This window comes from Psychrobacter sp. 1U1 (assembly GCF_051847535.1).
Lineage (GTDB): Bacteria > Pseudomonadota > Gammaproteobacteria > Pseudomonadales > Moraxellaceae > Psychrobacter > Psychrobacter saeujeotis.
The window spans coordinates 1-22088 of record NZ_JBPYDD010000013.1 but is presented as its reverse complement, the minus strand read 5'-3'; the positions used below and the strand labels follow the sequence as shown (position 1 = coordinate 22088).

Sequence of the window (22088 nt, the reverse complement as noted above, 5' to 3'; positions counted from 1 at the left end):
TGCTTTAACACAGCTGTATCTAGCTCCTAGAATATTTTATTTTTGCGATTGATGGTGGCGTCTCCCTGACTAAGGGCTAAACAACAATTCAATAAATTATGATATGCTTTAACACAGCTGTATCTAGCTCCTAGAATATTTTATTTTTGCGATTGATGGTGGCGTCTCCCTGACTAAGGGCGAAGTAACGACTCATTTATTAGTATATCCACTTCGTTACTATACTAATAAATGAATCATTATTCGTTGGGGGAACCCCAAACCCCGCACACCACGAAAAAATGTGGTGTGCAAAAAGCTAAATTAGCAGGTTCATCCTTATGACTATGGTGCATATTGCGACAAAAGCAATTTCTCGAAAAGCGGGGCAGTCTGCAGTGGCCTGTGCAGCCTATCGTGCTGGAGATATTCTTGACGATACCAAATATGGTAAGACCCATGATTATGGTAAAAAGTCTGGGGTTATGAGTAGCGATATCGTTTTACCGTTTTCGTTAAAGGCGCTAGGTGTGAGTGTAGATAGAGAGACACTTTGGAATACTGCGGAAGCAGCAGAAACAAGATCCGATAGCCGTGTGGCTCGTGAATGGCTCATTAATCTGCCTTACGAGTTATCAGAAAGTGAGCGCCATCAGCTAGCAATAGATTTTGCCCAAAAGATTTGTGATGATATGGATGTAATCGCTGATGTATGTATTCATCGTCCTGTAATGAAACTTCCATTCGATCCGAACGCTGAGCCGAGCTCGAAACGATTACGTGAAGGAGAAGAAAATCCTGACCCACGTAATTTCCATGCCCATATTATGGTAACCACTCGAGCGCCCACTATTGGGCCTAATAAGACATTGGCCTTTGATCCAAAGCTCAAAGTACCATTTGAATGGTCCAACAAAAAACGTAAGGCTCATGATCTGCCATCATCAATGCAAGAAATTAAGCGTATTCGTGAACTCTGGGTAAATACCGCCAATAAAGTGTTAGCCGAATATAATCTGCCGTTAATGGATGCACGTAGTTACAAAGATCAGGGGCTTGATCAGCAACCCACCATTAAAATGGGCGTAAAAGCGACAGCAATGGAACGCCGCGGCATTATGACCGAAAAAGGCGATATTAACCGCGCTATTAAAACACGCAACAACCTAGTGGCTGAGAATCATATTAGACAGGAAGCAGACAATGAACGACGAATTAGCGCACTTAGAAAAGGACTTGCTTGGGCAACTGAGAAAAATGCAAGACTACCTGGACGCATTGGAGGCACAAAACAACGAACTGACTTTGCAAAACAACTCTCTGGAAGCTCAGAACCTCTCATTACATACTGCACAGGACAGTCTCATAGAACGGCAGCTCGAGTTGACGACACAAAACGATGCGTTGAAGACGCAAAATCAGGCATTGCTTGGGCAGCTAAACGATGCGAAAACCTACCAAAGCGATGTGATGACACAAAACAAAGAATTAATGGCACAGCACAAGCAAATGATAAGCTCACACAACGAATTGACGACGCAAAACAAGCAATTGAGGGAATCACTGAAGCTATCAGAAAGTCAGATATTGAAATTAACAAAGCAACTGAGCGAAGCGCAAAACCAAACCCCAGCCCCTTCGATGACAACGCACGACGAACAAGAGCTGCTCGACTTGATCGACAGCAAAGACAAGTTGATCGAGACACTCGAGCAAACCGTCACAAAGATGAGAGAATCTTTGAGTATGCTGAACGTATGAAGCTGCACTTAGCCATGCGTTTAATTCAACGCCATCACAATTCAATGGCAATCAGCTGGGCACAAGGAGAAACGATAGAGGATGCCCCTGATAAATTTGATCAACGTCAAGTTGCGATACTTAGCGAGTTTGCAAAGCGCCTTGGTATTGAAGATAAAGATAAAGCGCTAGGGTTTAGAGATCACTTACAGCAAGTGGGCAAACGTTTTGATTACACGCTGGTTGAGAACAACAAATCCATTATCAAGCTTTTGCGTGATCCTAAAGCTGAACGAGAGCAGTATCTGGCATTGATTCAGCATTTTACAGATTTCAGAGACAATATCGATCAAAAACGAGCGGCATTTAATACCAGTATCATCGACAAGTTGGGCGGTAGCGCAGGAGAGGTTGGCAGAATGACTCGGGACATCATCTCATCATTTAGCTATACCGAAGGGTTAACGTATTATATCAATCAGGATAACCACCCAGCTGAGGCAAGAGATGTTGCTAGAGAACATTTAGCAGATACCTTGGATAAAACCTGTCAGCAATTCAAACTTGCGTTGCGCGATGTTAACTCCCTACCAACAACCCAGCGTAAGACCTATTCAGAGGCTCTTAAAGCCACTTTAGAGACGTTTACTGAGCAATATGGCAAAGATCTGTCTGAAAGCCAACACAGAGCCCTACAGGGCGGTTTAGAGTCGTACCAACATCAAGTTAATAAAGCACATTCACCTAGCAGAGGATTTAGCCCTTAATCTACTCCTCAAAAAACCGTTACTGAGGGATAAATTGCTTAGGCAAGCTACGTTGTTTAAATGATGATTTTTCACTTATCCACAAAAAAATTTATCACCCGTTTCTTTAAGGGGTTTATTTAATCCTGTTTGCTCCTGTTTAATCCTGTTTGAGAGCTATTTTTCCCTGTTAAAATCAATACCTTACAAGAAAGAAAAAGAGTAAATGAGCAGAAAACAGAGTAAATGAGCAGAAAACAGAGTAAATGAGCAAAAAACAGAGTAAATGAGCAAAAAACAGAGATAAATAAAAAACACTCTTTTTATAACTCTATTTTATGATAATATCTTGTTAAATGTAACTATGGGCGCAGAGTTGAAATGGAAAATAACTTAGTTGTTCAGTCAAATGATTTAATCCTAGCAACGTACACAATGCAAAAGACGGATAAAGAGCTCATGCTTGCTTGTATTAGTCAGATTGATAGTAGGCCTGATGCACCAAATGTCACGCAAGACACAGAATACAAAGTAACAGTTGATGATATTAAATCATTGTTTTTTGGTAAGAAGTCTAAGAACGAACAGAATGTTTATCGTGACATAGAGAACGCAAGCAAACGTTTATATGACGTCGATATTGTTATGAGCTTGCCCGAGAATAAAACGCTTCAAACAAGGCTTGTTAGTAGTATTGTCTATGATCCGGATAACGGAGAAGTCGTATTATCATTCGCAAATAAAATACTGCCATATTTGACGCAACTTAAAGCTAATTTCACTAAATACAAGCTATTAGAAATAGGTGAGTTATCGAGTATTCATTCAATAAAAATGTATGAATTGGTGGTAATGTGGGTTAATCAATACCAGTACAGCAAAGAGTTTACGATAGAAGAGTTTAAACACGTAATGTGTGTTAAAGATAAGTATAAGCAATTTAGTGAGTTGCGAAGATATGTTATTGAAACAGCTATCAATGATATAAATGAAAATACGAATTATAAAGTCAGTGTAGAGTATCAAAAAAAAGCAAGAGGGAAGGGCTATAAAGGCTTAAAGCTCAAATTTCACAAAAAGTTATTAGATAAAATTGCTGGTAAAGACGGTAAATTGTCAGAAGATAAGATCAAATCAATTGTTGATAATGTGCAGTTTATGAACGACTATAACGATCACCCAGGTTTAAGCTATGACGGTAAAATGAGTACTGATAGTTTTAAGCGTGAAATGATTAACATCATACAGCGGGAGCCTGAAAGCTTTAACAAGCCAAACAAAGCGCTTGAGAGCTACTTACCAAAAGTCAGTCAAGGTAAGTAATTACTATGTTTACTACCAATTATGATATATGGCTTACTTAAGAGTCAAAGGCCAATGCTTTTGCAGTGTTTGAAATCTATGGCCTGAGGTTATACGCATTATCTCTGCCAGGCGTGCCAAAAAGATTGAAAGGAGACAATATGAACAAGGTTAGTTATCACATAGATAAGTTGCCGCCATTAACGGCTAAGCAGCAAGCGGACTTAGAGTACTTAGCAACGCTTAGCGATGACGACATTGATCTATCGGACATTCCAGAAATCACCGACTGGTCAGGCGCGATCCGTGGCAGTATCAAACCACAAACGCTTACTACAGAAGCCAGTGTTATCAGCCCAAGCATTCTTGCTAAGTTTAAGGACAGAGCCAAGCAGACAGGCGGTAACTATCAGGACATGATCAATGATGCCCTAGAAGAATACCTAACTGATCATTAAGTCTTAGCCAACAAGTTATAACCTCAAGACGACTTGGGGTTTTTTTACACCTTGCATTGTAGTATGTTGTATATTGTATTATACTATATACAACATACTACAATGCACTATCAAGGAATACAAAATCATGGCACTCACCACACAAGATATTCATGCAGCAGCTGACCGATTACAGGAGCAAGGGATAAAGCCGACACTGGCAGAGGTGCGTAAGGCGCTAGGCGGTGGCTCATTCACTACCATTAGTGATGCGATGCAGAGTTGGAAGCGAGAACAGCAGGAAGAGCAAGAGCTGCAACAAGTGGATTTACCTAGCGGTATCACTGAACGCTTGCACACGCTTGGCGCTGATATGTGGCAGACAGCTATTGATATGGCGAACGATAGGCTGTCTAAGGAGCGTGAAGCTCTAGAGGTGGTTAAGGTTAAGGCACAAGCAGAGACGGACGAAGCGCAAGAAGCAGTTAAAACCTTAGAGGGTGAACAAGCAGATCTACTACAGCAGCTGGACGAAGTGGCCACTACTGCGGAGACAGCAACTAAAGCGGCTCAGCAAGCCACAGCTGACCATGATGCTACCAAACAGACGCTATCAGATACTAAGCATCAATTAGAGCTTGAACGAACTAAAGCAGAAACAGCACAATCACAGCTTGTAGAGACACGTAGCGCATTAGATAAGCAATCTGTAGAGCTTACTAGTAGTCTTGGTGAGGTAGCCACGCTTAAAGCTACAGCTGATAGCGATAAAGCAGAGATTGCACGTTTAAAGGCGGAGCTTAAAGCCACTAAGTCAGAGCTAAAGACGGTCACAGCTGAACGCAATGAGATACAAACTGCTACCGCAGAGATCAAAGGAGAGCTAAAGGCGGTAACCTTTGAACGTGATAAGCTATCAGGACTTTATGAGCAGCTGACTCAAATACAGGCTAAACTTGAAGCTGAACATAGTATATTGAATAAGCAATATGGCGAGCTATCGAGCCGTCACCTATCAGAACAAGAACAAGTGACTGTGTTACAAAATAAACTCAAGAAAGCTCAAGATAATCTAATACTTATTCAAAACAAAGATAACGCCTTGGATGTTGATTAAATAAAAGTATTCAAGGTTCCAAGATAAAGAATAGTTATGAGCTAGGAAGAGACTTTACCTAAAGCGTAGATCTCGTTCTATTCACACTAAGCTTATGAATCAACTATGACAATATCGACTCACTGAATAAATGACTGTTGTATAAGAACTATTCTAAATTTTTCTCTGAAGTCTAATAGTATATAGCCTAGTGGGCTATATACTATTTAAATTAGCCTAAGTAAGTTCCGATGCTGATTTTGGAGCCTTGAGCAGATTTCAAGGAACACTCACCCTAAAGCATCTATGAGTATTTTCTAGCATACTCACAAACACTTTAGTGCATTCCTTGGATTTGATGTGATTAGTCATGCCGACTTCATCGCCCATCGCGTCATCAAGACCGTATCACTGTATCAAGCTACGGTTGTTAAGATTACGGCTGATAGCACCGCCTAGACACGCTCTTAACCGCTACTGTGCTGTCATACGCTAGCAAGGGCAATACACCCAATATACCGCTACGATATGCACAAATAACCACTCATTGCGTTGCTCAATATGTCTAGAACCCCCTGTCGAGAGCTTTACCCTTCTGTCAAACGCAGTCGTCGCCTTAGCCTGCCACCCATTTGACGGGTAACGGTTATAAAGAGAGCAGCACGAGGATGTAACGAGCGAACAAGCGGTTTTTAAAATGTATAGTGAATAAAGTTGATATGAAAGCAAATTTTGGATAAAATGCACCTACACGGGCATTTAATGCTGTTCAAATAACGCAGTTCAGGTGCTTATTTGTTCGTTACAGTGTGCGTCAACACGCTGTAACCGTTAGCTATATTTAAAACTAAATGCCTCTGGGAGTCAACTCCCAGAGGCATTTTTTTGTTTGTCATGTAGATTGGGTTTTTATTATCTACTTTTTCATTAGATTGCTTAGGCTTTTTTTGTCGTCATTTAGCGTAGGTATTTCAACCATTTTGAAGTTAGCACTTAGTACATCCTCACAAGACGTTAAGTTTCTGACAATACTGGGATAGTTTACTATGAAGACCGGCTTAGTCGTCAGATGCAAGGTTTTACACGCGCTGTTAAGAAGCGGTAAATCATCTTTCTGAGAGAATACGATAATGAAAAGACAAACCTACACTCCTGAGATTAAAGAACGCGCCGTTCGTATGCTGATTGAAGCATTAAACGATTACACCTTTATGTGGTCATGTCATAAAAAGCACACTAATGAAACTATACTAACCAACATTCAAGACTAAGCTACACATACTAAAGAGCTTGAACATGAGAACAAGAAGCTTACGTAAGCCAGTTAGATTACAGTAAAATCCGCTTTTTTCGCCCAAGGAGAGATAGGACACACAATCAAGTTGTGGCTCAGTTTATTGATAAAAATAAGTGGGTCTACGGTATTAGAGCAATATTGACTGTGCAATATAGAAAATATGCAATAAACTTATTTTCTACCTTTAATAAAATGCAGCAACCTAAACAAGGGTAAATTATGAGTAATTCAGATAACCACAGTCATCAAGCTCCAGACCCTAAAAATATGAATAAAGCTTTTTATATTGGGATTGGTCTAAATTCTGCATTTACGCTCATCGAGTTTATAGTGGGCTATTCAACTAATTCATTAGCTTTAATCGCAGACGCTAGCCACAACTTAAGTGATGTTGCCAGTTTAATAATCTCGTTAATTGGAATGAAATTAGCACAGAAAGCATCTACTACGCTTTATACCTATGGCTACAAAAAAGCTTCTATAATGGCGTCTCTTATTAACGCCATATTGTTAGTTACAATCGTTATAGGTATTGCGTATGAGGCCTTGGGTCGATTTGATACGATACCGGAAGTTGCAGGAAAAGTTATTATTATTACAGCTCTAATAGGTGTATTTATAAATACTGTTTCTGCTTTTGCATTCTACAAAGGTCAAAAAGACGATATTAATATCAAAGGTGCTTTCTTGCATCTAATGGTAGATGCATTGGTCTCTGTAGGTGTCGTTATCTCGGGCATTATTATTTACTATACAAGTTGGAATATCGTTGATCCTCTAGTTAGCTTGATTATTTCAGTCGTTATACTGTTATCGACTTGGGGTCTACTAAAAGAGAGTATCAAGCTTGCTATCGACGGAGTACCTCAAAATGTTGATCTCAGTAAAATCACTGCTATCTTAGAGAGCTATAATTTTATTCAAAACTTTCATCATTTACATATCTGGGCTTTGAGTACCACTGAGAATGCTCTTACAGTTCATATTGTACCGAAGACCGATATAACGTTTGAAGAGACTATTACTATGAAAGAAAACATCAAGGAAGATTTGGCGCATCAGAATATACAACATGCAACTATTGAATTTGGTACTAAGGCAGATGACAATCAAAAATCGCGTGCATTAAATGAAAGTATCAACTAAAAGATGATAGACCGTATATAGCTATCTCTTTTTAAGTATGAGGCGCGTGCCTTATGTCAACATAATTTTTTCAATCAGTTCTTATGTGATCAATAGTTTAAAACTTTTATATTTACGTGCGTTAGGACGTTACCTAGAAAAAATAAAAAACTTACGCTGATTAAATTATTATGATTAAGTTTACTATTACCCTCGTCTTCTAAGTGTGGTTAGACCTTTGCCAAAATAGCTTATTAGTAATAACAGGGTTATTATTATCAAGATAGGATAATTTCCCATAAGCATAAAGGGCGTGTTACCAACCCGTGCCTGTATCTCACCACGTAGTACAGTACGCTCAAACTGCGGTGCGCGTTTTACAATACGACCTTTATGGTTAATGATAGCGGTAACACCAGTATTGGTCGCTCGAATAAACCAGCGCCCGTTCTCAAGCGCGCGCATTTGTACCATTTGCAAATGTTGCAATGGTCCTGCTGAAGTGCCAAACCAGGCATCGTTAGAGACGGTCAACAAAAAGTCAGTATCGATGGCATTTTTACGCGTGGTATCTGGATAAGCTACCTCATAACAGATAGCCGTCCCTATATTGTGTTCACGCACCTTTAGCGGTGACTGCTGATCACTACCACGACTATAGCTCTTAATATCCTGACTACCGGCCAAACTTGGGAAAATATCGAGCACGCCTTCAAATGGAATATACTCTCCAAAAGGCACTAGACGCTGCTTCTTGTATAGGCCTTCCGCTTCTACACCTCGAGCAATCACGCTATTGTAAAATGGGGGATACTTATCCGTACTGGCATTGAATGCCGCTTTATCCTTATAAGGGATACCAGTTATCCATGTCGTATTGGTCGCATTGGCCATTTCTATCATTTCACTAATAAAGCCCGCAGCCTCATCCTGAAACATCGGAATAGATGATTCAGGCCACACCACCACATCACGTCCCCACTCAGTGCGCGTTAACTTCGCATAAATCTTTAGCGTTTCTACTTGATATTGCGTCAGCCACTTTATATCTTGTGAAATATTACCTTGAATCAATGACACTGACAGATCAGGTGTGCCCTTAGGTTTTGTCCATTGCGGATTGACCAGCCATAATGATGTGCTAATGGCTAATAACAGTACAGAAACGACGGCATAACTACTGCGTCGAAGCAGTAGCTCTACTAAACTTGCAGCCAATAGTATGGCAACAAAAGAGACGGCAAAAACACCAGCAACGGGTGCTAAGGACGATAACCAATACTCTTCAGTAAATGCATAACCAACAAATAGCCACGGAAAGCCTGTGAATAACCAAGTTTTTAACCATTCTTGTAGCACCCAAAGAGCAGCAAATGAAAAGGGTTGTTTGCCTACCATACGGTTAAAGACTAGTGCTAAAAATCCATGAAACAGTCCCATACCGAGACCCATCAATCCAATCATAATCAATGCGAGCCACGTTGGAGTATCGCTATAATCATGGATGGCAGTATAGAGCCAAAAGCCGCCGACGCACCATAGCCCCATACCGTAAGCTTCACCGATAATAAAAGCGCGACGACCACTCATATTTGGTACCAACAGCGCATATAAAATCGCTGGTGACACTATTGCTAGCGGCCAGAACCCATGAGGCGCTAGCGCAAATAAAAAAATAGCCCCTGCAAGCCATGCTGCTACTAGCGTAAACCATAGCGGTAATTGATTTGAGTGAGTACTCAAACGCTTTTGTAGATTAATAGTAGACAGGCGCATCGCAAATTATCCAAAATTATGAGTTTTGAATTTTTAGTCAAAATCCAAAACTCGGATAGACCTGTTAATACTACAGGCAGCATTTCAAAATGAAAACTGCTTATGATACCAGTCCGCACTGCTCAATGGATAAATTTACGTACTCCGTTTGATGGGTTATTATGCTACATTACCAAACGATATGAAGTGTTACTTGACCTTCTATAGCTCACAATATCTACAGTACATGAGAGAGCACTATGACCCCCTTAAAAATAAAATCCAGTCTTATATTCAATCGTTATCTGTCTAAGGGGTTGCGTAGTACGTTAGTATTACTTGCCGCCTCATCACTATTTGCTTGTAGCCAACCGAGTAGTGGCGTATCTGATGCAAGCACAACATCGGCATCAACTGAAGATGTAGTGACTGTTCCGAAGACAGCTGAACCAAACGTTATAAATACTCCTATGATGACATCAGTAAGTAAACCAGACCTACTAAAAAACGTCTCAGCCACTGTCTATAAAGATGCCAATTGCGGCTGCTGTAAAGAATGGATAAGTCATGCAGAAGATAATGGTCTAAGTGCAACCGCGCAAGATGTTGCGGACTTAGCCGTATTTAAAGAGCGCTACAGCGTTCCAAATGAAATGCGTTCTTGCCATACTGTAGTCACTACTGATGGTTACGTCTTTGAAGGTCATGTACCCGCTAAATATATGGCGCAGTTTTTAGAAAATCCGCCAGTACAAGCTATGGGTCTTGCCGTACCTGGCATGCCTGTTGGTAGCCCAGGTATGGAGTATCAAAATAAATTCATGCCCTATCAGGTTATGCAGCTCAATAAAGACGGGACGACCCAAGTTTATGCTGATATTGAATCGGTAGAGCAGCAATTATAGTGTGTTAGCAGTTAAGAATACTTTGATTATAGTGTTAGCGTTAAAAGTAAATGAGGCAGGTATAAGACTGTTCTATTGCTTATAAAATGATTCTTCATCAAAAAAATCATTAGCTATTGCGACTTTAAAAGCAAAAATAACTTTGAATTTGTAACTTTTGATGACAATGTAAGCGGATTTATCGGTTATTAACCCTTAAAATAGATAAATAATTAAGGGTTAATACAAGAATATACAGGATGTATCGAAACAATTACGTAATATTACATAAGCCAGTAGGGAATTAACATCTATATTAATATTATAAATTATTATATTATCTTAATAATTAGTTAGACCCTATATAGGGTAATTACTTCATCCAATAGAAAAACGTCTGAGGGTTAAATCTAAATTATAGATTTAACCCTCAGACGTTTTTTTGCTTATAAAACAGTAGAAATTGTGGTCAATCTAGTCAGCTATATTCTGTACATGTTACACAAACTTACATTGTAAAATGTGGGATATTAGCAATTTTTTCGACATCAAAAAAGTATTTTTGGGGTTTTTAAGGGGAATGACAGGCTAAACAACCTATGCTAAAGTCGGCTTTGTGTTTTGGTCAGCAGCTTGATTTGTAACAGCTTCGTAAGACTTCAATGAGCTGTGATCGCCAATAATCATTTTTTATATGAATAATATGCAGCAGAAGTATCAGTCACTATGACATATATATACTTGAGTTATTGAGATTTAATTGACTGCGCTGTTGTTGATAACAGACGATTTTGAATTAACCGTAGGTATTAGATTTATGAAACAGGCTTTATTGATTTTGTCAGTACTGGGTATGGGCATAGCACAAACGAGTGGTGCTGCTATCACAATCTCTCAAACAAATAATACCATCACCAATACTTCTGTGGCATCAAACTACGGTTCATCAAAAAACATCTATAGCACCAAAAGTGGTGCTTATGTTTCTAATAATGATGAAATTAGTCAAGCAATTAGCAACCTAAGTGCGCAGGCCAAGCAAAAAGAGAATCAGCTTTCATCATTAAACAGCCGCTTATACGCTGAAAAACAACAGCAGCAAGTCAATACAGTTCCTGACAGCAATTCAGCCCCCGCTATCGCTGCTGCTCGCGCCTCAAAAGTGGCTTTATCTGGCAGCTCTGGATATTGTGCCCGTTACGTACGTAAAGCACTACAATCAGCTGGTTATGAATTTACACCCAATCCTTCAGCCTATCAGTACGCCACTCGTGGCACGCTTGATAAAGCAGGTTTTAGCAAAATCAGTAATGATATGCCAACCCAAGTAGGTGATGTTATTGTCTATGATCGCTCATCAAAGCGCCCGCATGGCCATATCCAAATCTTTGATGGCGAAAATTGGATTTCTGATTTCCGTCAGAACAGCATCAGCCCATACAGTGGTGTCTATGCTTATACGACATGGCGCGATTCAAAATACGTGGATGACGCATCCGCATCAGATCGTAATATCCACCTTGCTATGAATGATAAATAAGACTTTCTAAGTCAGCACAACATAGTTGTTATTTCCTCCAACCCAGTAGTGATCTTAATATCATTGCTGGGTTTTTTTGTGCTTAACATCAGGGCGTATTTAACCTTTCATGATTTGATCCGTCAGAAATGAACACTACTGATATCATTACTCATGACAGGAGTTATCGACAAGCGCGTTTAAAATGCCACATGATGACGCTGGTGCACTACTTGCACATTTCTGGCGCAAAACGGTCAAGTGATGCTTTAAGTGCATCAGTTCTTCCATTCGTATTTCCACAGCATGAATGTGCTCATCTAGCAAGTTATTCACATCGCCGCAGTCCTTGTCAGGCGACTCCCAGTATTCAAGTAAGATTCGCACATCATCTAAAGCCATATCGAGCGTACGGCAATGTAGGATAAATTGTAGACGCTCAATGTGCTCTTCATTATATAAACGATAATTCCCTTCGCTACGAAAAGGCTCGGGTAATAAACGCTCTTTTTCATAATAGCGAATGGTTTCTACTGTGGCACCTGTGCGTTTAGCGAGCTCACCAATTTTGATTGTCATAACAACCTCTATGATTTAAATAATTAAAGTGGCTGTAAAGACTAGCGCTAGAGAAATTAAAATTACGAAACTGTAGATAAATAACCTTGACTCTAAAGCCACTATAGGGTTCATAATATCATTATTCAAAGGGTAAATTATTATGAAATATCATATTGAAGGTATGGACTGTGCCAGTTGCATCGGCAAGATTGAAACAGCTTTGAAACGTATGCCTGGGGTTTCTGATGTTCAGCTGAATTTCGCTACAGAAACGCTAGAGCTAAATTTAGCCCCTGGTGCGCCGACTCAGGCTAGTGATATCGAAAAAACAATCAAAAGCCTAGGGTTCGGTATATCTGCCAATACTGGTCAACAAACTGTATCGGCTATTGATATTGACAGCGACAATCAGATGGCTCCGCAGGATAAGCGGTGGTGGCAAACTCAAAAAGGCAAACAGGTTGTTGGTCTCGGTATTTTGATGGGCAGCGCTTATGCACTGTCACTACTGTTCCCCGCTTATGGGATATGGGTGTTTGCCATCGCTGTGATTGTAGGCGTTTTTCCATTTGCACGCAAAGCCTTAGCACTGGCTAAAACAGGTTCATTCTTTTCAATTGAAACGCTGATGTCCGTCGCCGTGCTTGGCGCACTTATCATTGGTGAAGCTGAAGAGGCCGCAGCGGTTGTCTTTTTGTTCTCAATCGGTGAACTGTTTGAGAGTATCGCTGCTGATCGCGCTCGCGCTGGCATCAGAGCCTTATCATCGCTGGTTCCGAAAAGTGCGATTTTACTTGATGCTCAAGGTGGGCAGCGTAACGTTCCAGCGACTTCACTACAAGTGAATGACCTTGTGCTGGTGCGTCCTGGAGATAGGGTATCTGCTGATGGTTCCATTGTTCAAGGTGCGTCCAGCCTTGATGATTCGCCCGTGACGGGAGAGTCTGTTCCTGTTGCCAAGACGATGGGTGACAATGTATTTGCAGGGTCAATTAACATCGATGGTGTGCTCCAAGTGCGCGTAGAAAAGACAGCCGCCGATAACACTATTTCGCGCATTATTGATTTGGTAGAGCAAGCGCAAGCTTCCAAAGCACCCACTGCCCGTTTTATTGAGAAATTCAGTCGTTACTATACACCGGCTGTGATGGCTATTGCCGCCCTAATTATCATCGTCCCACCGTTAACCATGGGCGGAGATTGGTCAACTTGGTTATATCGAGGTCTAGCCTTATTATTGATCGCTTGTCCTTGTGCTCTTGTGCTCTCAACACCAGCTGCTATCGCCTCTGGTCTAGCGGTCGGTGCGCGCCGCGGCTTGCTGATCAAGGGCGGTAGTGCTTTAGAAACCATCGGCCAAGTGAAGACAGTCGCTTTTGACAAGACAGGCACTTTAACTGAAGGCAAACCACGCGTGACCGATGTTGTTGACATTACACAAGAGTATTCAAGTGTTCAAGGTCAGGATTCTCAGGATCAGGGTTCTCAAGGTAAAGATAAGGTATTGGCGCTCTTTGCCAGTGTGGAGACAGGTTCTAGTCACCCGCTTGCTGAAGCTATTGTCAGTCATGCCAAAGCCGCCAAAGTTGTCATACCTGTGGCTTCTAAAGCTTCTGCTACTGCGGGTAAAGCGGTACACGCAACTATCGCTGGGCGCGCGCTAGCTATCGGTTCGCCTGTTTATGCCGCAGATGAGGCATCAATTTCAGCCGAGCAACAGGCACAAATCGAGGCGCTGCAAAATGAGGGCAAGACCGTCTCAGTTCTTTTCGATGAGCAAAGTCGAGAAGTGCTTGGATTGGTCGCACTAAGAGACGAGTTACGAGACGACGCTCATGAAGGTGTGGCTCAACTTAAAGCGATGGGTGTGCGCTCCGTCATGCTAACAGGCGACAACCGCTTAACCGCTCAAGCACTTGCCAGTAATTTAGACGTGGAATGGGAAGCTGAGCTGTTGCCTGAGGACAAACTGCGCTTGCTTAACGAGATGAAGAATAACAGCAAAATAGCGATGGTGGGTGATGGTATTAACGATGCGCCAGCACTAGCAACCGCTGATGTTGGCATCGCGATGGGTGGTGGTACCGATGTGGCCATTGAGACGGCCGATATCGCATTATTAAAAAGTCGTGTTACAGACATGGCCCATCTGATTGCACTTTCGCGTGCCACCATGCGCAACATTCATCAGAACGTCATTTTCGCTTTAGGTCTCAAAGGCGTCTTTCTGATCACGACCGTATTCGGCATTACTGGACTATGGATTGCGGTTCTAGCTGATGCTGGAGCAACAGTGCTCGTTACTCTCAATGCGTTACGTTTACTGCGCTTTAAAGGCGCGCCTCCACTGGTAACTCCGCCTAAAGTAGTTAAATAAAACCCTTCGAAATCAATTAAAAACTAGAGATAGCAGCAGATTTCGGGGGTGGGTTCTAATAATAAAAATTCCACCGCTACAGTAAACTGCAACCGCATTAGAGTAAATAAGGTTAGACCGTATGTTGATTACAGAATTGGGCTATTTTGCCTTGCTTACCGCTTTTGTATTGGCGTTATTGCAGGTAATTCTGCCAACTATTGGTGTTATTCGTAACCAAGTTGCTTGGCAACGACTAGCCCCTAGCTTAGCTTGGGCACAGTTTGCCGCCATGATAACGTCATTTGGCGCTTTGATAGCAGGTTTTTATTATAATGATTTTAGCCTCAGTTACGTCGCGCAGCATTCCAATACGCTGTTGCCTTGGTACTATAAGTTATCGGCGACATGGGGCGGACACGAGGGCTCTTTGCTGCTATGGATGACCATCATGGCCACATGGTGTGCACTGGTATCATACTTTAGTCGCGGCTTGCCGTTATCAATGCGTGCGCGGGTATTAGTTATTTTGGCCGGTGTACAGTTAATGATGCTAACAATGCTGATATTTACCTCGTCACCGTTTGAGCGTACCTTACCCAATCTAGCGGTCGATGGCGCTGATTTAAATCCTGTCCTACAAGATTTCGGTCTGATTATTCATCCGCCCATGTTATATATGGGCTATGTGGGTATGGTAGTGCCTTTTGCATTTTGTATGGCGACATTGTGGGAAGGGCGTTTAGATGCTGCTTGGACACGCTGGTCACGTCCATGGGCGCTCGCGGCTTGGGGATTTTTGACCATTGGTATTGCACTGGGCTCGTGGTGGGCCTACTACGAGCTTGGCTGGGGCGGTTGGTGGTTTTGGGATCCGGTAGAGAACGCCTCGTTTATGCCTTGGCTTGTCGGCTTAGCATTGCTGCATTCATTAGCAGTCACTGAAAAGCGCGGGGTGTTTAAAGCATGGACCATCATGCTGGCTATTTTCGCCTTTGCCTTAAGCTTGCTTGGCACGTTCCTGGTACGCTCTGGAGTCCTTACCTCAGTGCATTCGTTTGCCGCTGATCCGACGCGTGGTTTGGTCATCTTAGCTATTCTTGGCATTATCATCGGTAGTGGTCTATTAATGTTTGCCGTTCGCGGTTGGCGTTTAACCGTTGAAAGTCAATATCAGCTGATTTCACGTGAGTCCTTTTTAGTGATCAATAACGCCATCATTTTGATTGCAACCTTAGTGGTGCTGCTCGGCACCCTCTATCCTATTATCGCTGATGCCTTTAGTCTCGGTCAGGTATCTGTAGGGCCTCCATACTTCAATGCGCTGTTTGTGCCTTTGACATGGCTGTTGTTAATCGCTATGGGTATGGGCTCTAATATTCGCTGGAAACAAGATAAGCGTCCGTTACTAGGGGTGGGTATCGCCATTGCCGCTAGTAGTATCGTATTGGCTGCTATTATCGCCTACTTTACCAGTCCATCTGCTATGTTCAATATTGGCGTGACTTTAGCGGTGAGCTTTTGGGTACTGCTATGGATGATCGTTGACTTTAGAGACAAAACCAAGAACGCCCCTAATTTCTTTAAAGGTCTGCGTCAGCTGCGTCTTAGCTATTGGGGTCAACAGACTGCTCATATTGGCGTATTGGTTGCTGTCATTGGCATAGCCTTTACTAGTAGCCTGAGTATTGAGCGTGACGTAGCAATGGGTATTGGCGATACAGTCAATGTTCAAGGTTACGATTTTGAAGTAACTGAATTTTTTGAAATAAAGGGTAGTAACTTTGATGCAACGCAAGCGCAAGTGGTGGTATCCAAAGACGGTCGTGAAGTGGCGAAACTGACTCCAGAAAAGCGTACTTATATTATCAGCACGATGCCAACAACTGAAGCTGCTATTGACCCCAGTCTTATGCGCGATGTTTATGTCGCACTGGGCGAACCTATTGCCGATGGTAGTAACCAATGGGCATTAAGGATTTATGTAAAACCATTAATTCGCTGGATTTGGTTAGGGGCAATTATCATGGCTCTAGGTGGATTAATTAGTATGCTTGATAAACGATACCGCATCAAAAAAATTAAAGCTCCGTTGCTAGTTACTGGTAGTTTGGCTACTTATGGAGTCAATGAGGTAGCTATTGAGCAGGCAATCTCAGTATCGACGATGTCGACACTAAAGGAGAAATAAATGACTATGTCGAATAATACTCCTGAGCAAAAAGATAGCCAAAACAGTAAGCAGCGTAACCCAAAGACAATGAAAAAAAAGCAGACGAAGCTATGGTTCTTAATTCCGCTTATCCTCTTTTTTGGTTTGGTAGTTATATTGTACATGCGCTTAGGTAAACCAACAGACATTGTGACCAATACCGCTCTTGAGCGTCCGGTTCCTACCTTTGAGCTGCCGTTATTAGCAGATACTACCCGTACTATCACCAATGATAATTTGCCGGATAAGCCGTTTTTACTTAATGTTTGGGGCTCATGGTGCCCAACTTGCGTTATTGAGCATCCGTTTTTAATGCAACTAGAAGAGCGCGGCGTTGATATCGTTGGTGTGAATTATAAGGATGAGATTGGTAATGCGCTCAGTTACTTAAACCGAGGCGGTGATCCATTTTCTATGTCTATTCAGGATTCATTGGGTCAGTTTGCTCTAGACTTAGGCATAACTGGTGCGCCCGAAACCTTTGTTGTGGATGGAGATGGCATCATTCGTCAGCATATTGTTGGTGAGATTAATGAAGCCAATTGGCAACAGCGTGTTAAGCCGTGCCTGACAGTACTTAATAAGGCTAATAAGAACAACGATAGTCCTGATCTCATTCAGGTTGAGGAGATGTGCAAATGAACGTTACTCGAATAAGAGCTCCTCAACTAAAACCCAATATAGTTTTAAAACTAGCAAGCTTAATACTAGCGTGTCTGCTTAACATGACGGCAAACGCAGCTATTGACGTATACGATTTTGACTCACCACAGCAAGAAGCTCAGTATCGTGGATTAATAGAAGAGTTTCGCTGCCCAAAATGCCAAAATCAAAACCTTGCAGCCTCTGATGCACCGATTGCACAGGATCTAAAGCAAAAAGTCTATGATTTAATTAAAGATAGACGTAGTGATGCTGAAATACGCGTCTATATGCAAGAGCGCTACGGTGACTTTATTAGCTACAAGCCGCCTATGCGACCATCAACATGGATCCTATGGTTTTTTCCACCACTATTATTGCTCGTCTTAATTATTGGTTGGTTTTGGCAAAGTAAGCGTCGCCAAGTTGTTGCCCGTGGTCAAAGCGGCGTCACAGTGAACAGTACTGCTGCCTTGACCTCTACGGAAAAGGCTGAGCTTGATCGTCTATTATCGCAAGCTGAGAGTGTCGACCACGACATTACTAGCCTAGAGGACAAAAAATGACTCTATTTTCTACTTTTGGCTTATTTGTAACTCTAAGCTTGCTGATTGCTCTTATATTTGCGCTGATTGCTATTATGCCATGGCTACGAGCACCGCGTTTGCAGTCCAAACCAATAGACAATCAACTGCTAGATATTAATGTTGCAGTATTTCGCGAACGTTTAGCTGAGCTACAAACAGATAAAGACAGCGGTACTATTAATAATAGCCATTATCAAAATCAAAAGCTGGAACTGGAGCGTCAGCTATTAGATGTGCAGCGTCAGATAACACCTATGGTCACCCCTGATGTCAAAAGCCGTTTAATTGTCGCAGCTTGGATCCCAATATTGGCTGCAATGGCGTATTTACTAATAGGCAATCGTACGCCCGTGTTTGATTTGTGGACAGCTGAGGACAAAGTAGGACAAGTGGCTGACGACCTATTGACAGCTAAAATTGACAAGCCGCCATCATGGGCGTTTGAAGATGGTCGTCAACTGATTAGCGCCATGCAAACCAATGTTCATCGTAATGCTGATGATCCTAATCGCTGGATGCGCCTATCCGAGCTTTTCTTATCTATGGAGGCAACTGATTCTGCGCTGGAAGCCTTATCTCGTGCCTATCGTTTAGCTCCTGAAAATGAAGAAATCGCCACCACTTATGCTCAGACTAGCTTTTTCGTTAATGAAGGTCAGTTAGACGCCAATATTCGCCGTGTATTACAAGCTATATTAGCTAAGAATCCGCAGCATGAACGGGCTCAAATGCTCATGGCAATGGGTGAGACTCGTAGTAGTAACTTTGCCCAAGCGCAAGGTTGGATTAAACGCTTACAAGGCAGCATTGTGGCCAAACCAGGTGATCATACTAAAGCTTTAGCAAGCTTAGATGAGTTAAGCAACTACGTTAGCACGCAAGAAAAGCAAGCGCTAGAAGGTATTGACGTGACAGTGAAAATTAACGCTAATTTATTACCGTTAGTGAAAGCTGATGATGTGTTGTTTGTTGCGATACGTGACGTTAAAGGAGGTCCACCGTTTGCCGCCAAACGTTTACCCATTAGTATTATCAAGCAAGGTGAGGCTAGTATCCGCTTAAGCAATCTTGATGCGATGATGCCAGATCGCACGTTAAATTCAGCTCGTAGTGACAAAACTCAGTTAGCAGTCGTTGCTCGTATTAGTCATAGCGGTAATGCCATAGCAGAGTCAGGCGACTTATCGGGTAATCCTATAGTGATTAGCGCTGAACAGACTCAGGTTAATGTTGAAATCAATCAACAGATTCCCTAATAAAAAATTATTACCGTAAGTTTCATAACACCAGAGCGGTAAGTGGAGCCGTTTATAAAAGTGGCGCGATTAATAGTCGTATACCAAAAACATATACGTTTAACATTGTTCATTGTATAAACACAGATAAAGAAAACAACTATGACTGAATCTACCGACAGATTAGATAGTACTAAATTGAATAGCGTTGAATCGGCTAGTACTAATATTGCTGACAATAAAGTACCTATAGCTGTGAGTAGTACTCATCAATCGATTGACTCTAAAACCATGAATCATACGCCTAAAGCTATGTACGTGACTTCAGGCAACTCGATAACACCTAAAGGTAAGTTGGATAAAATGCCAAAAATGGTTGCCAATGGCAGTCGCGCTTTTATCTGGTATTTGTTGGCGATAATGGTGTTAATACTTGATCAATGGACTAAGTGGTTGGCCCAAACCAAATTAGCGTTCAATGACCCCGTACCGGTCATTGAACCATTTCTCAACTGGACACTCGCTTATAACTATGGGGCAGCATTTAGCTTTTTAGCCGACGCTGGCGGTTGGCAGAAATGGTTTTTCTCAGGCTTAGCTTTTGTAATGGCTATCTTTTTAACGATTTATTTAATCAAAGCGCCACGTACAGCCAAGCTATTGTCTATGGGGTTGGCCTTAGTGCTTGGCGGTGCGATTGGCAACTTAATCGATCGTTTAAGAATTGGCAAAGTGGTTGACTTTATCCATGTGCATTATGCTGATGTCTGGAATTATCCTATTTTCAATGTTGCAGATATAGGTGTCTGTGTCGGTGTAGCGTTGATTATAATTGATATGATATTTTTGGAAAGTAAGCGTAATGAATAAACAAGTGAATATTGATCAGTACAAATAAAAAGAACTAGCGTCATAGCTGCTCTATACGGAAAGATACTTTTTATACTCAAGTGTGTTTATAAAAATGCGAACTGGAAGGTGATATATGATTAATACAAATACTCTCTCATTCTATATCCCAAAACCCAATGCATAATTGTATGCGAGTGAACGCAGGATGATTTTGAAGTGGCTAGACGAAGGCGTGACGTGCTAAGTGGTAGATGACAAAAACCAGTACTTCAAAGCTCTGGACAGGGCCATTATTATAAAGACATTGAATACCGCCTAAATTATTTATTGAAATAACAAAAGGATAATATAGTGTCACATGCTCAGCTAACTATCAAACAAATACATAATCTTAGAAAAAAACAAAGTGCCGCATTAAAAAGCCTTACCATTATAGGCTACCTAGAAGGCACCTCTTTCTTATTATTGCTCTGTATCGCCATGCCACTAAAATATATGCTGGACATTCCAGAAGGTGTGAAATACATCGGTATGGCACACGGTATATTGTTTATTACCTATATCATAATACTTATAGGCTCAGCTATCAAAATGAAAATGCCTCTTTGGGCAATACCTGCGGGCGTACTCGGCTCACTCTTACCTTTTGGCCCGTTTATATTCGATCATTTACTAAAAAAGAATTTACAGGAAAGTGTAAGTAAAGAAGCCTAGAACAAGCCCTGCTGCAAATGCTACAAACGTACCTTATTACTCAAGATTATTTTTCCTAACTAAATCACAAGCCGCCATCACTCATCATGGCGACAAATGAATAACATTGAGCAGAAATTAATCACAATAAAATTTTAATTCAGACCCAGTATGAATAATCTAACACTCTAGTCACTTTTCGAACTTATCTTACATACTATCGACAAACCCGTATTGTTTAAAAGCTAAACAGGTTTTGTCATCCGCGATGGATTTCCTATTATCCTAGGGTATACCCCAGGGGCACTATCAAAACAGGTCTCTTAATCAATTAATAGTCTACTTATAATAGACTGCAATAATGGAACTACTTATAACAGACTATTTTAGGTGTTTATGTTTATCAGAGCATAGAGCGCCAATCAAAGATCAAGATGCCAAGCGTGCCAAAAGTGAGCTCATATAGCTTGCTGCTGATCATGGTCACAAAATTGCCGCCTTCTATGTTGAAAACGAGTCAGACGCAACTTTAATACGTCCACAGTTAATGTAACTGATAAATGATGCCCATGAAGGCGATATAATTTGGTTGAGCAGATTGACCGCTTAGCACGTTTAAACCAAGCTGATTGGGATACTCTCAAAAGAATGCTATTAGAAAAGAAGCTGGCGGTAGTATCAGAAGAGCTACCGACCTCTTATATAACGCCTCAATCTGATAGCAGCATTGAATTTATGAGCAGCGTATTACAGGCCATCAATTCGATGATGCTTTATATGCTCGCTGCTATTGCTAGAAAGGACTATGAAGATCGACGTAACCGTCAGATGTAAGGTATTTCTCGTACTAAGGTAGAAAGTAAATATTCAGGACGTAGGAAAGATACCGAGAAGCGTAAGATTATCGCTAGCCTTCTGAAATCTGGGCGTAGTTATTCTGAAATACAAGCTACAGCTAAGTGCTCGCGTCATTTGATAGCTGTATAGCTAAATAAATACTCAAATACTCAAATACTCAAATACTCAAATACTCAAATACTCAAATACTCAAATACTCAAATACTCAAATA

At 41.4% G+C, this 22088-nt stretch carries 18 protein-coding genes; 16 read left to right on the top strand and 2 right to left on the bottom strand.

From position 1 onward, the window contains the following. The first annotated feature begins 320 nt into the window (after positions 1–320). The 6 genes from ACS8FB_RS13450 to ACS8FB_RS13425 all read left to right on the top strand — a co-directional run bounded on the left by ACS8FB_RS13450 (position 321) and on the right by ACS8FB_RS13425 (position 7743). Positions 321–2486 (top strand): MobA/MobL family protein, encoded by a 2166-nt coding sequence (locus tag ACS8FB_RS13450; protein ID WP_439263619.1) that lies wholly within the window; start codon positions 321–323, stop codon positions 2484–2486. 360 nt (positions 2487–2846) lie between these two features. After that, positions 2847–3788: a replication initiation protein gene (locus ACS8FB_RS13445; protein WP_058025554.1), complete on the top strand. Its 942-nt coding sequence runs from the start codon at positions 2847–2849 to the stop codon at positions 3786–3788. Positions 3789–3928: 140 nt separating this feature from the next. Then, positions 3929–4225 carry a hypothetical protein gene (locus tag ACS8FB_RS13440; RefSeq protein WP_025643904.1) on the top strand — a complete coding sequence of 99 codons (297 nt, stop codon included), beginning with the start codon at positions 3929–3931 and terminating at the stop codon, positions 4223–4225. A gap of 127 nt (positions 4226–4352) precedes the next feature. After that, complete coding sequence (locus ACS8FB_RS13435; protein ID WP_058025952.1) at positions 4353–5321, top strand: DNA-binding protein; 969 nt, start codon at positions 4353–4355, stop codon at positions 5319–5321. Positions 5322–6430: 1109 nt separating this feature from the next. Next, positions 6431–6571 (top strand): hypothetical protein, encoded by a 141-nt coding sequence (locus tag ACS8FB_RS13430; RefSeq protein ID WP_156410079.1) that lies wholly within the window; start codon positions 6431–6433, stop codon positions 6569–6571. A 245-nt stretch (positions 6572–6816) separates the two neighbouring features. Then, positions 6817–7743, top strand: coding sequence for a cation diffusion facilitator family transporter (locus ACS8FB_RS13425; protein ID WP_058025953.1), 927 nt, complete (start codon positions 6817–6819; stop codon positions 7741–7743). Positions 7744–7929: 186 nt separating this feature from the next. Here the strand turns inward: ACS8FB_RS13425 and lnt are convergent, their stop codons facing one another. Continuing rightward, positions 7930–9498 (bottom strand): apolipoprotein N-acyltransferase, encoded by a 1569-nt coding sequence (gene lnt / locus ACS8FB_RS13420; RefSeq protein WP_068039556.1) that lies wholly within the window; start codon positions 9496–9498, stop codon positions 7930–7932. A 239-nt stretch (positions 9499–9737) separates the two neighbouring features. On the opposite strand from lnt, the gene ACS8FB_RS13415 reads away from it, so the two are divergent. Both ACS8FB_RS13415 and ACS8FB_RS13410 read left to right on the top strand, forming a co-directional pair. Beyond that, positions 9738–10382, top strand: a complete 645-nt coding sequence (locus tag ACS8FB_RS13415) for a DUF411 domain-containing protein (RefSeq protein WP_082787298.1) — start codon at positions 9738–9740, stop codon at positions 10380–10382. Between the two features lie 796 nt (positions 10383–11178). Beyond that, complete coding sequence (locus ACS8FB_RS13410) at positions 11179–11901, top strand: CHAP domain-containing protein (protein WP_025643918.1); 723 nt, start codon at positions 11179–11181, stop codon at positions 11899–11901. Positions 11902–12048: 147 nt separating this feature from the next. On the opposite strand, the gene cadR is transcribed toward ACS8FB_RS13410, so the two are convergent. Further along, on the bottom strand, positions 12049–12459 hold the full coding sequence (gene cadR / locus ACS8FB_RS13405) for a Cd(II)/Pb(II)-responsive transcriptional regulator (RefSeq protein WP_007394845.1): 411 nt from the start codon (positions 12457–12459) through the stop codon (positions 12049–12051). Between the two features lie 142 nt (positions 12460–12601). Here cadR and ACS8FB_RS13400 point away from each other — a divergent pair, with 142 nt between their 5' ends. From ACS8FB_RS13400 to ACS8FB_RS13365, 8 genes are all read left to right on the top strand, one after another. Beyond that, the gene (locus tag ACS8FB_RS13400) at positions 12602–14818 is read left to right on the top strand and encodes a heavy metal translocating P-type ATPase (protein ID WP_058025811.1); all 2217 of its coding nucleotides are present in this window, start codon (positions 12602–12604) and stop codon (positions 14816–14818) included. Positions 14819–14939: 121 nt separating this feature from the next. Further along, on the top strand, positions 14940–16988 hold the full coding sequence (locus ACS8FB_RS13395) for a heme lyase CcmF/NrfE family subunit (protein WP_075107732.1): 2049 nt from the start codon (positions 14940–14942) through the stop codon (positions 16986–16988). After that, on the top strand, positions 16989–17651 hold the full coding sequence (locus ACS8FB_RS13390; protein ID WP_011513682.1) for a DsbE family thiol:disulfide interchange protein: 663 nt from the start codon (positions 16989–16991) through the stop codon (positions 17649–17651). It abuts the gene before it with no gap. Positions 17652–17734: 83 nt separating this feature from the next. After that, on the top strand, positions 17735–18217 hold the full coding sequence (locus ACS8FB_RS13385; protein WP_020443538.1) for a cytochrome c-type biogenesis protein: 483 nt from the start codon (positions 17735–17737) through the stop codon (positions 18215–18217). After that, the gene (ccmI, locus tag ACS8FB_RS13380; RefSeq protein ID WP_025643930.1) at positions 18214–19494 is read left to right on the top strand and encodes a c-type cytochrome biogenesis protein CcmI; all 1281 of its coding nucleotides are present in this window, start codon (positions 18214–18216) and stop codon (positions 19492–19494) included. The genes ACS8FB_RS13385 and ccmI overlap by 4 nt, the downstream gene beginning before the upstream one ends. A gap of 141 nt (positions 19495–19635) precedes the next feature. Beyond that, on the top strand, positions 19636–20343 hold the full coding sequence (lspA, locus tag ACS8FB_RS13375) for a signal peptidase II (RefSeq protein WP_037026031.1): 708 nt from the start codon (positions 19636–19638) through the stop codon (positions 20341–20343). Between the two features lie 333 nt (positions 20344–20676). After that, entirely contained in the window at positions 20677–21039 is a 363-nt protein-coding gene (locus tag ACS8FB_RS13370) for a DUF3817 domain-containing protein (protein WP_058023733.1), read from the top strand. 564 nt (positions 21040–21603) lie between these two features. Further along, positions 21604–21852, top strand: coding sequence for a recombinase family protein (locus ACS8FB_RS13365; protein WP_228706492.1), 249 nt, complete (start codon positions 21604–21606; stop codon positions 21850–21852). The last annotated feature ends 236 nt before the right edge of the window (positions 21853–22088 follow it).

Coding starts and splice junctions, on each gene's coding strand:
- ACS8FB_RS13435 (WP_058025952.1), top strand. CDS start 4,353: ATGGCACTCACCACACAAGATATTCATGCAGCAGCTGACCGATTACAG.
- ccmI (WP_025643930.1), top strand. CDS start 18,214: ATGACTCTATTTTCTACTTTTGGCTTATTTGTAACTCTAAGCTTGCTG.
- ACS8FB_RS13390 (WP_011513682.1), top strand. CDS start 16,989: ATGACTATGTCGAATAATACTCCTGAGCAAAAAGATAGCCAAAACAGT.
- lnt (WP_068039556.1), bottom strand. CDS start 9,498: ATGCGCCTGTCTACTATTAATCTACAAAAGCGTTTGAGTACTCACTCA.
- ACS8FB_RS13440 (WP_025643904.1), top strand. CDS start 3,929: ATGAACAAGGTTAGTTATCACATAGATAAGTTGCCGCCATTAACGGCT.
- ACS8FB_RS13395 (WP_075107732.1), top strand. CDS start 14,940: ATGTTGATTACAGAATTGGGCTATTTTGCCTTGCTTACCGCTTTTGTA.
- ACS8FB_RS13410 (WP_025643918.1), top strand. CDS start 11,179: ATGAAACAGGCTTTATTGATTTTGTCAGTACTGGGTATGGGCATAGCA.
- ACS8FB_RS13415 (WP_082787298.1), top strand. CDS start 9,738: ATGACCCCCTTAAAAATAAAATCCAGTCTTATATTCAATCGTTATCTG.
- lspA (WP_037026031.1), top strand. CDS start 19,636: ATGACTGAATCTACCGACAGATTAGATAGTACTAAATTGAATAGCGTT.
- ACS8FB_RS13425 (WP_058025953.1), top strand. CDS start 6,817: ATGAGTAATTCAGATAACCACAGTCATCAAGCTCCAGACCCTAAAAAT.
- ACS8FB_RS13385 (WP_020443538.1), top strand. CDS start 17,735: ATGACGGCAAACGCAGCTATTGACGTATACGATTTTGACTCACCACAG.
- ACS8FB_RS13430 (WP_156410079.1), top strand. CDS start 6,431: ATGAAAAGACAAACCTACACTCCTGAGATTAAAGAACGCGCCGTTCGT.
- ACS8FB_RS13400 (WP_058025811.1), top strand. CDS start 12,602: ATGAAATATCATATTGAAGGTATGGACTGTGCCAGTTGCATCGGCAAG.
- ACS8FB_RS13445 (WP_058025554.1), top strand. CDS start 2,847: ATGGAAAATAACTTAGTTGTTCAGTCAAATGATTTAATCCTAGCAACG.
- cadR (WP_007394845.1), bottom strand. CDS start 12,459: ATGACAATCAAAATTGGTGAGCTCGCTAAACGCACAGGTGCCACAGTA.
- ACS8FB_RS13450 (WP_439263619.1), top strand. CDS start 321: ATGACTATGGTGCATATTGCGACAAAAGCAATTTCTCGAAAAGCGGGG.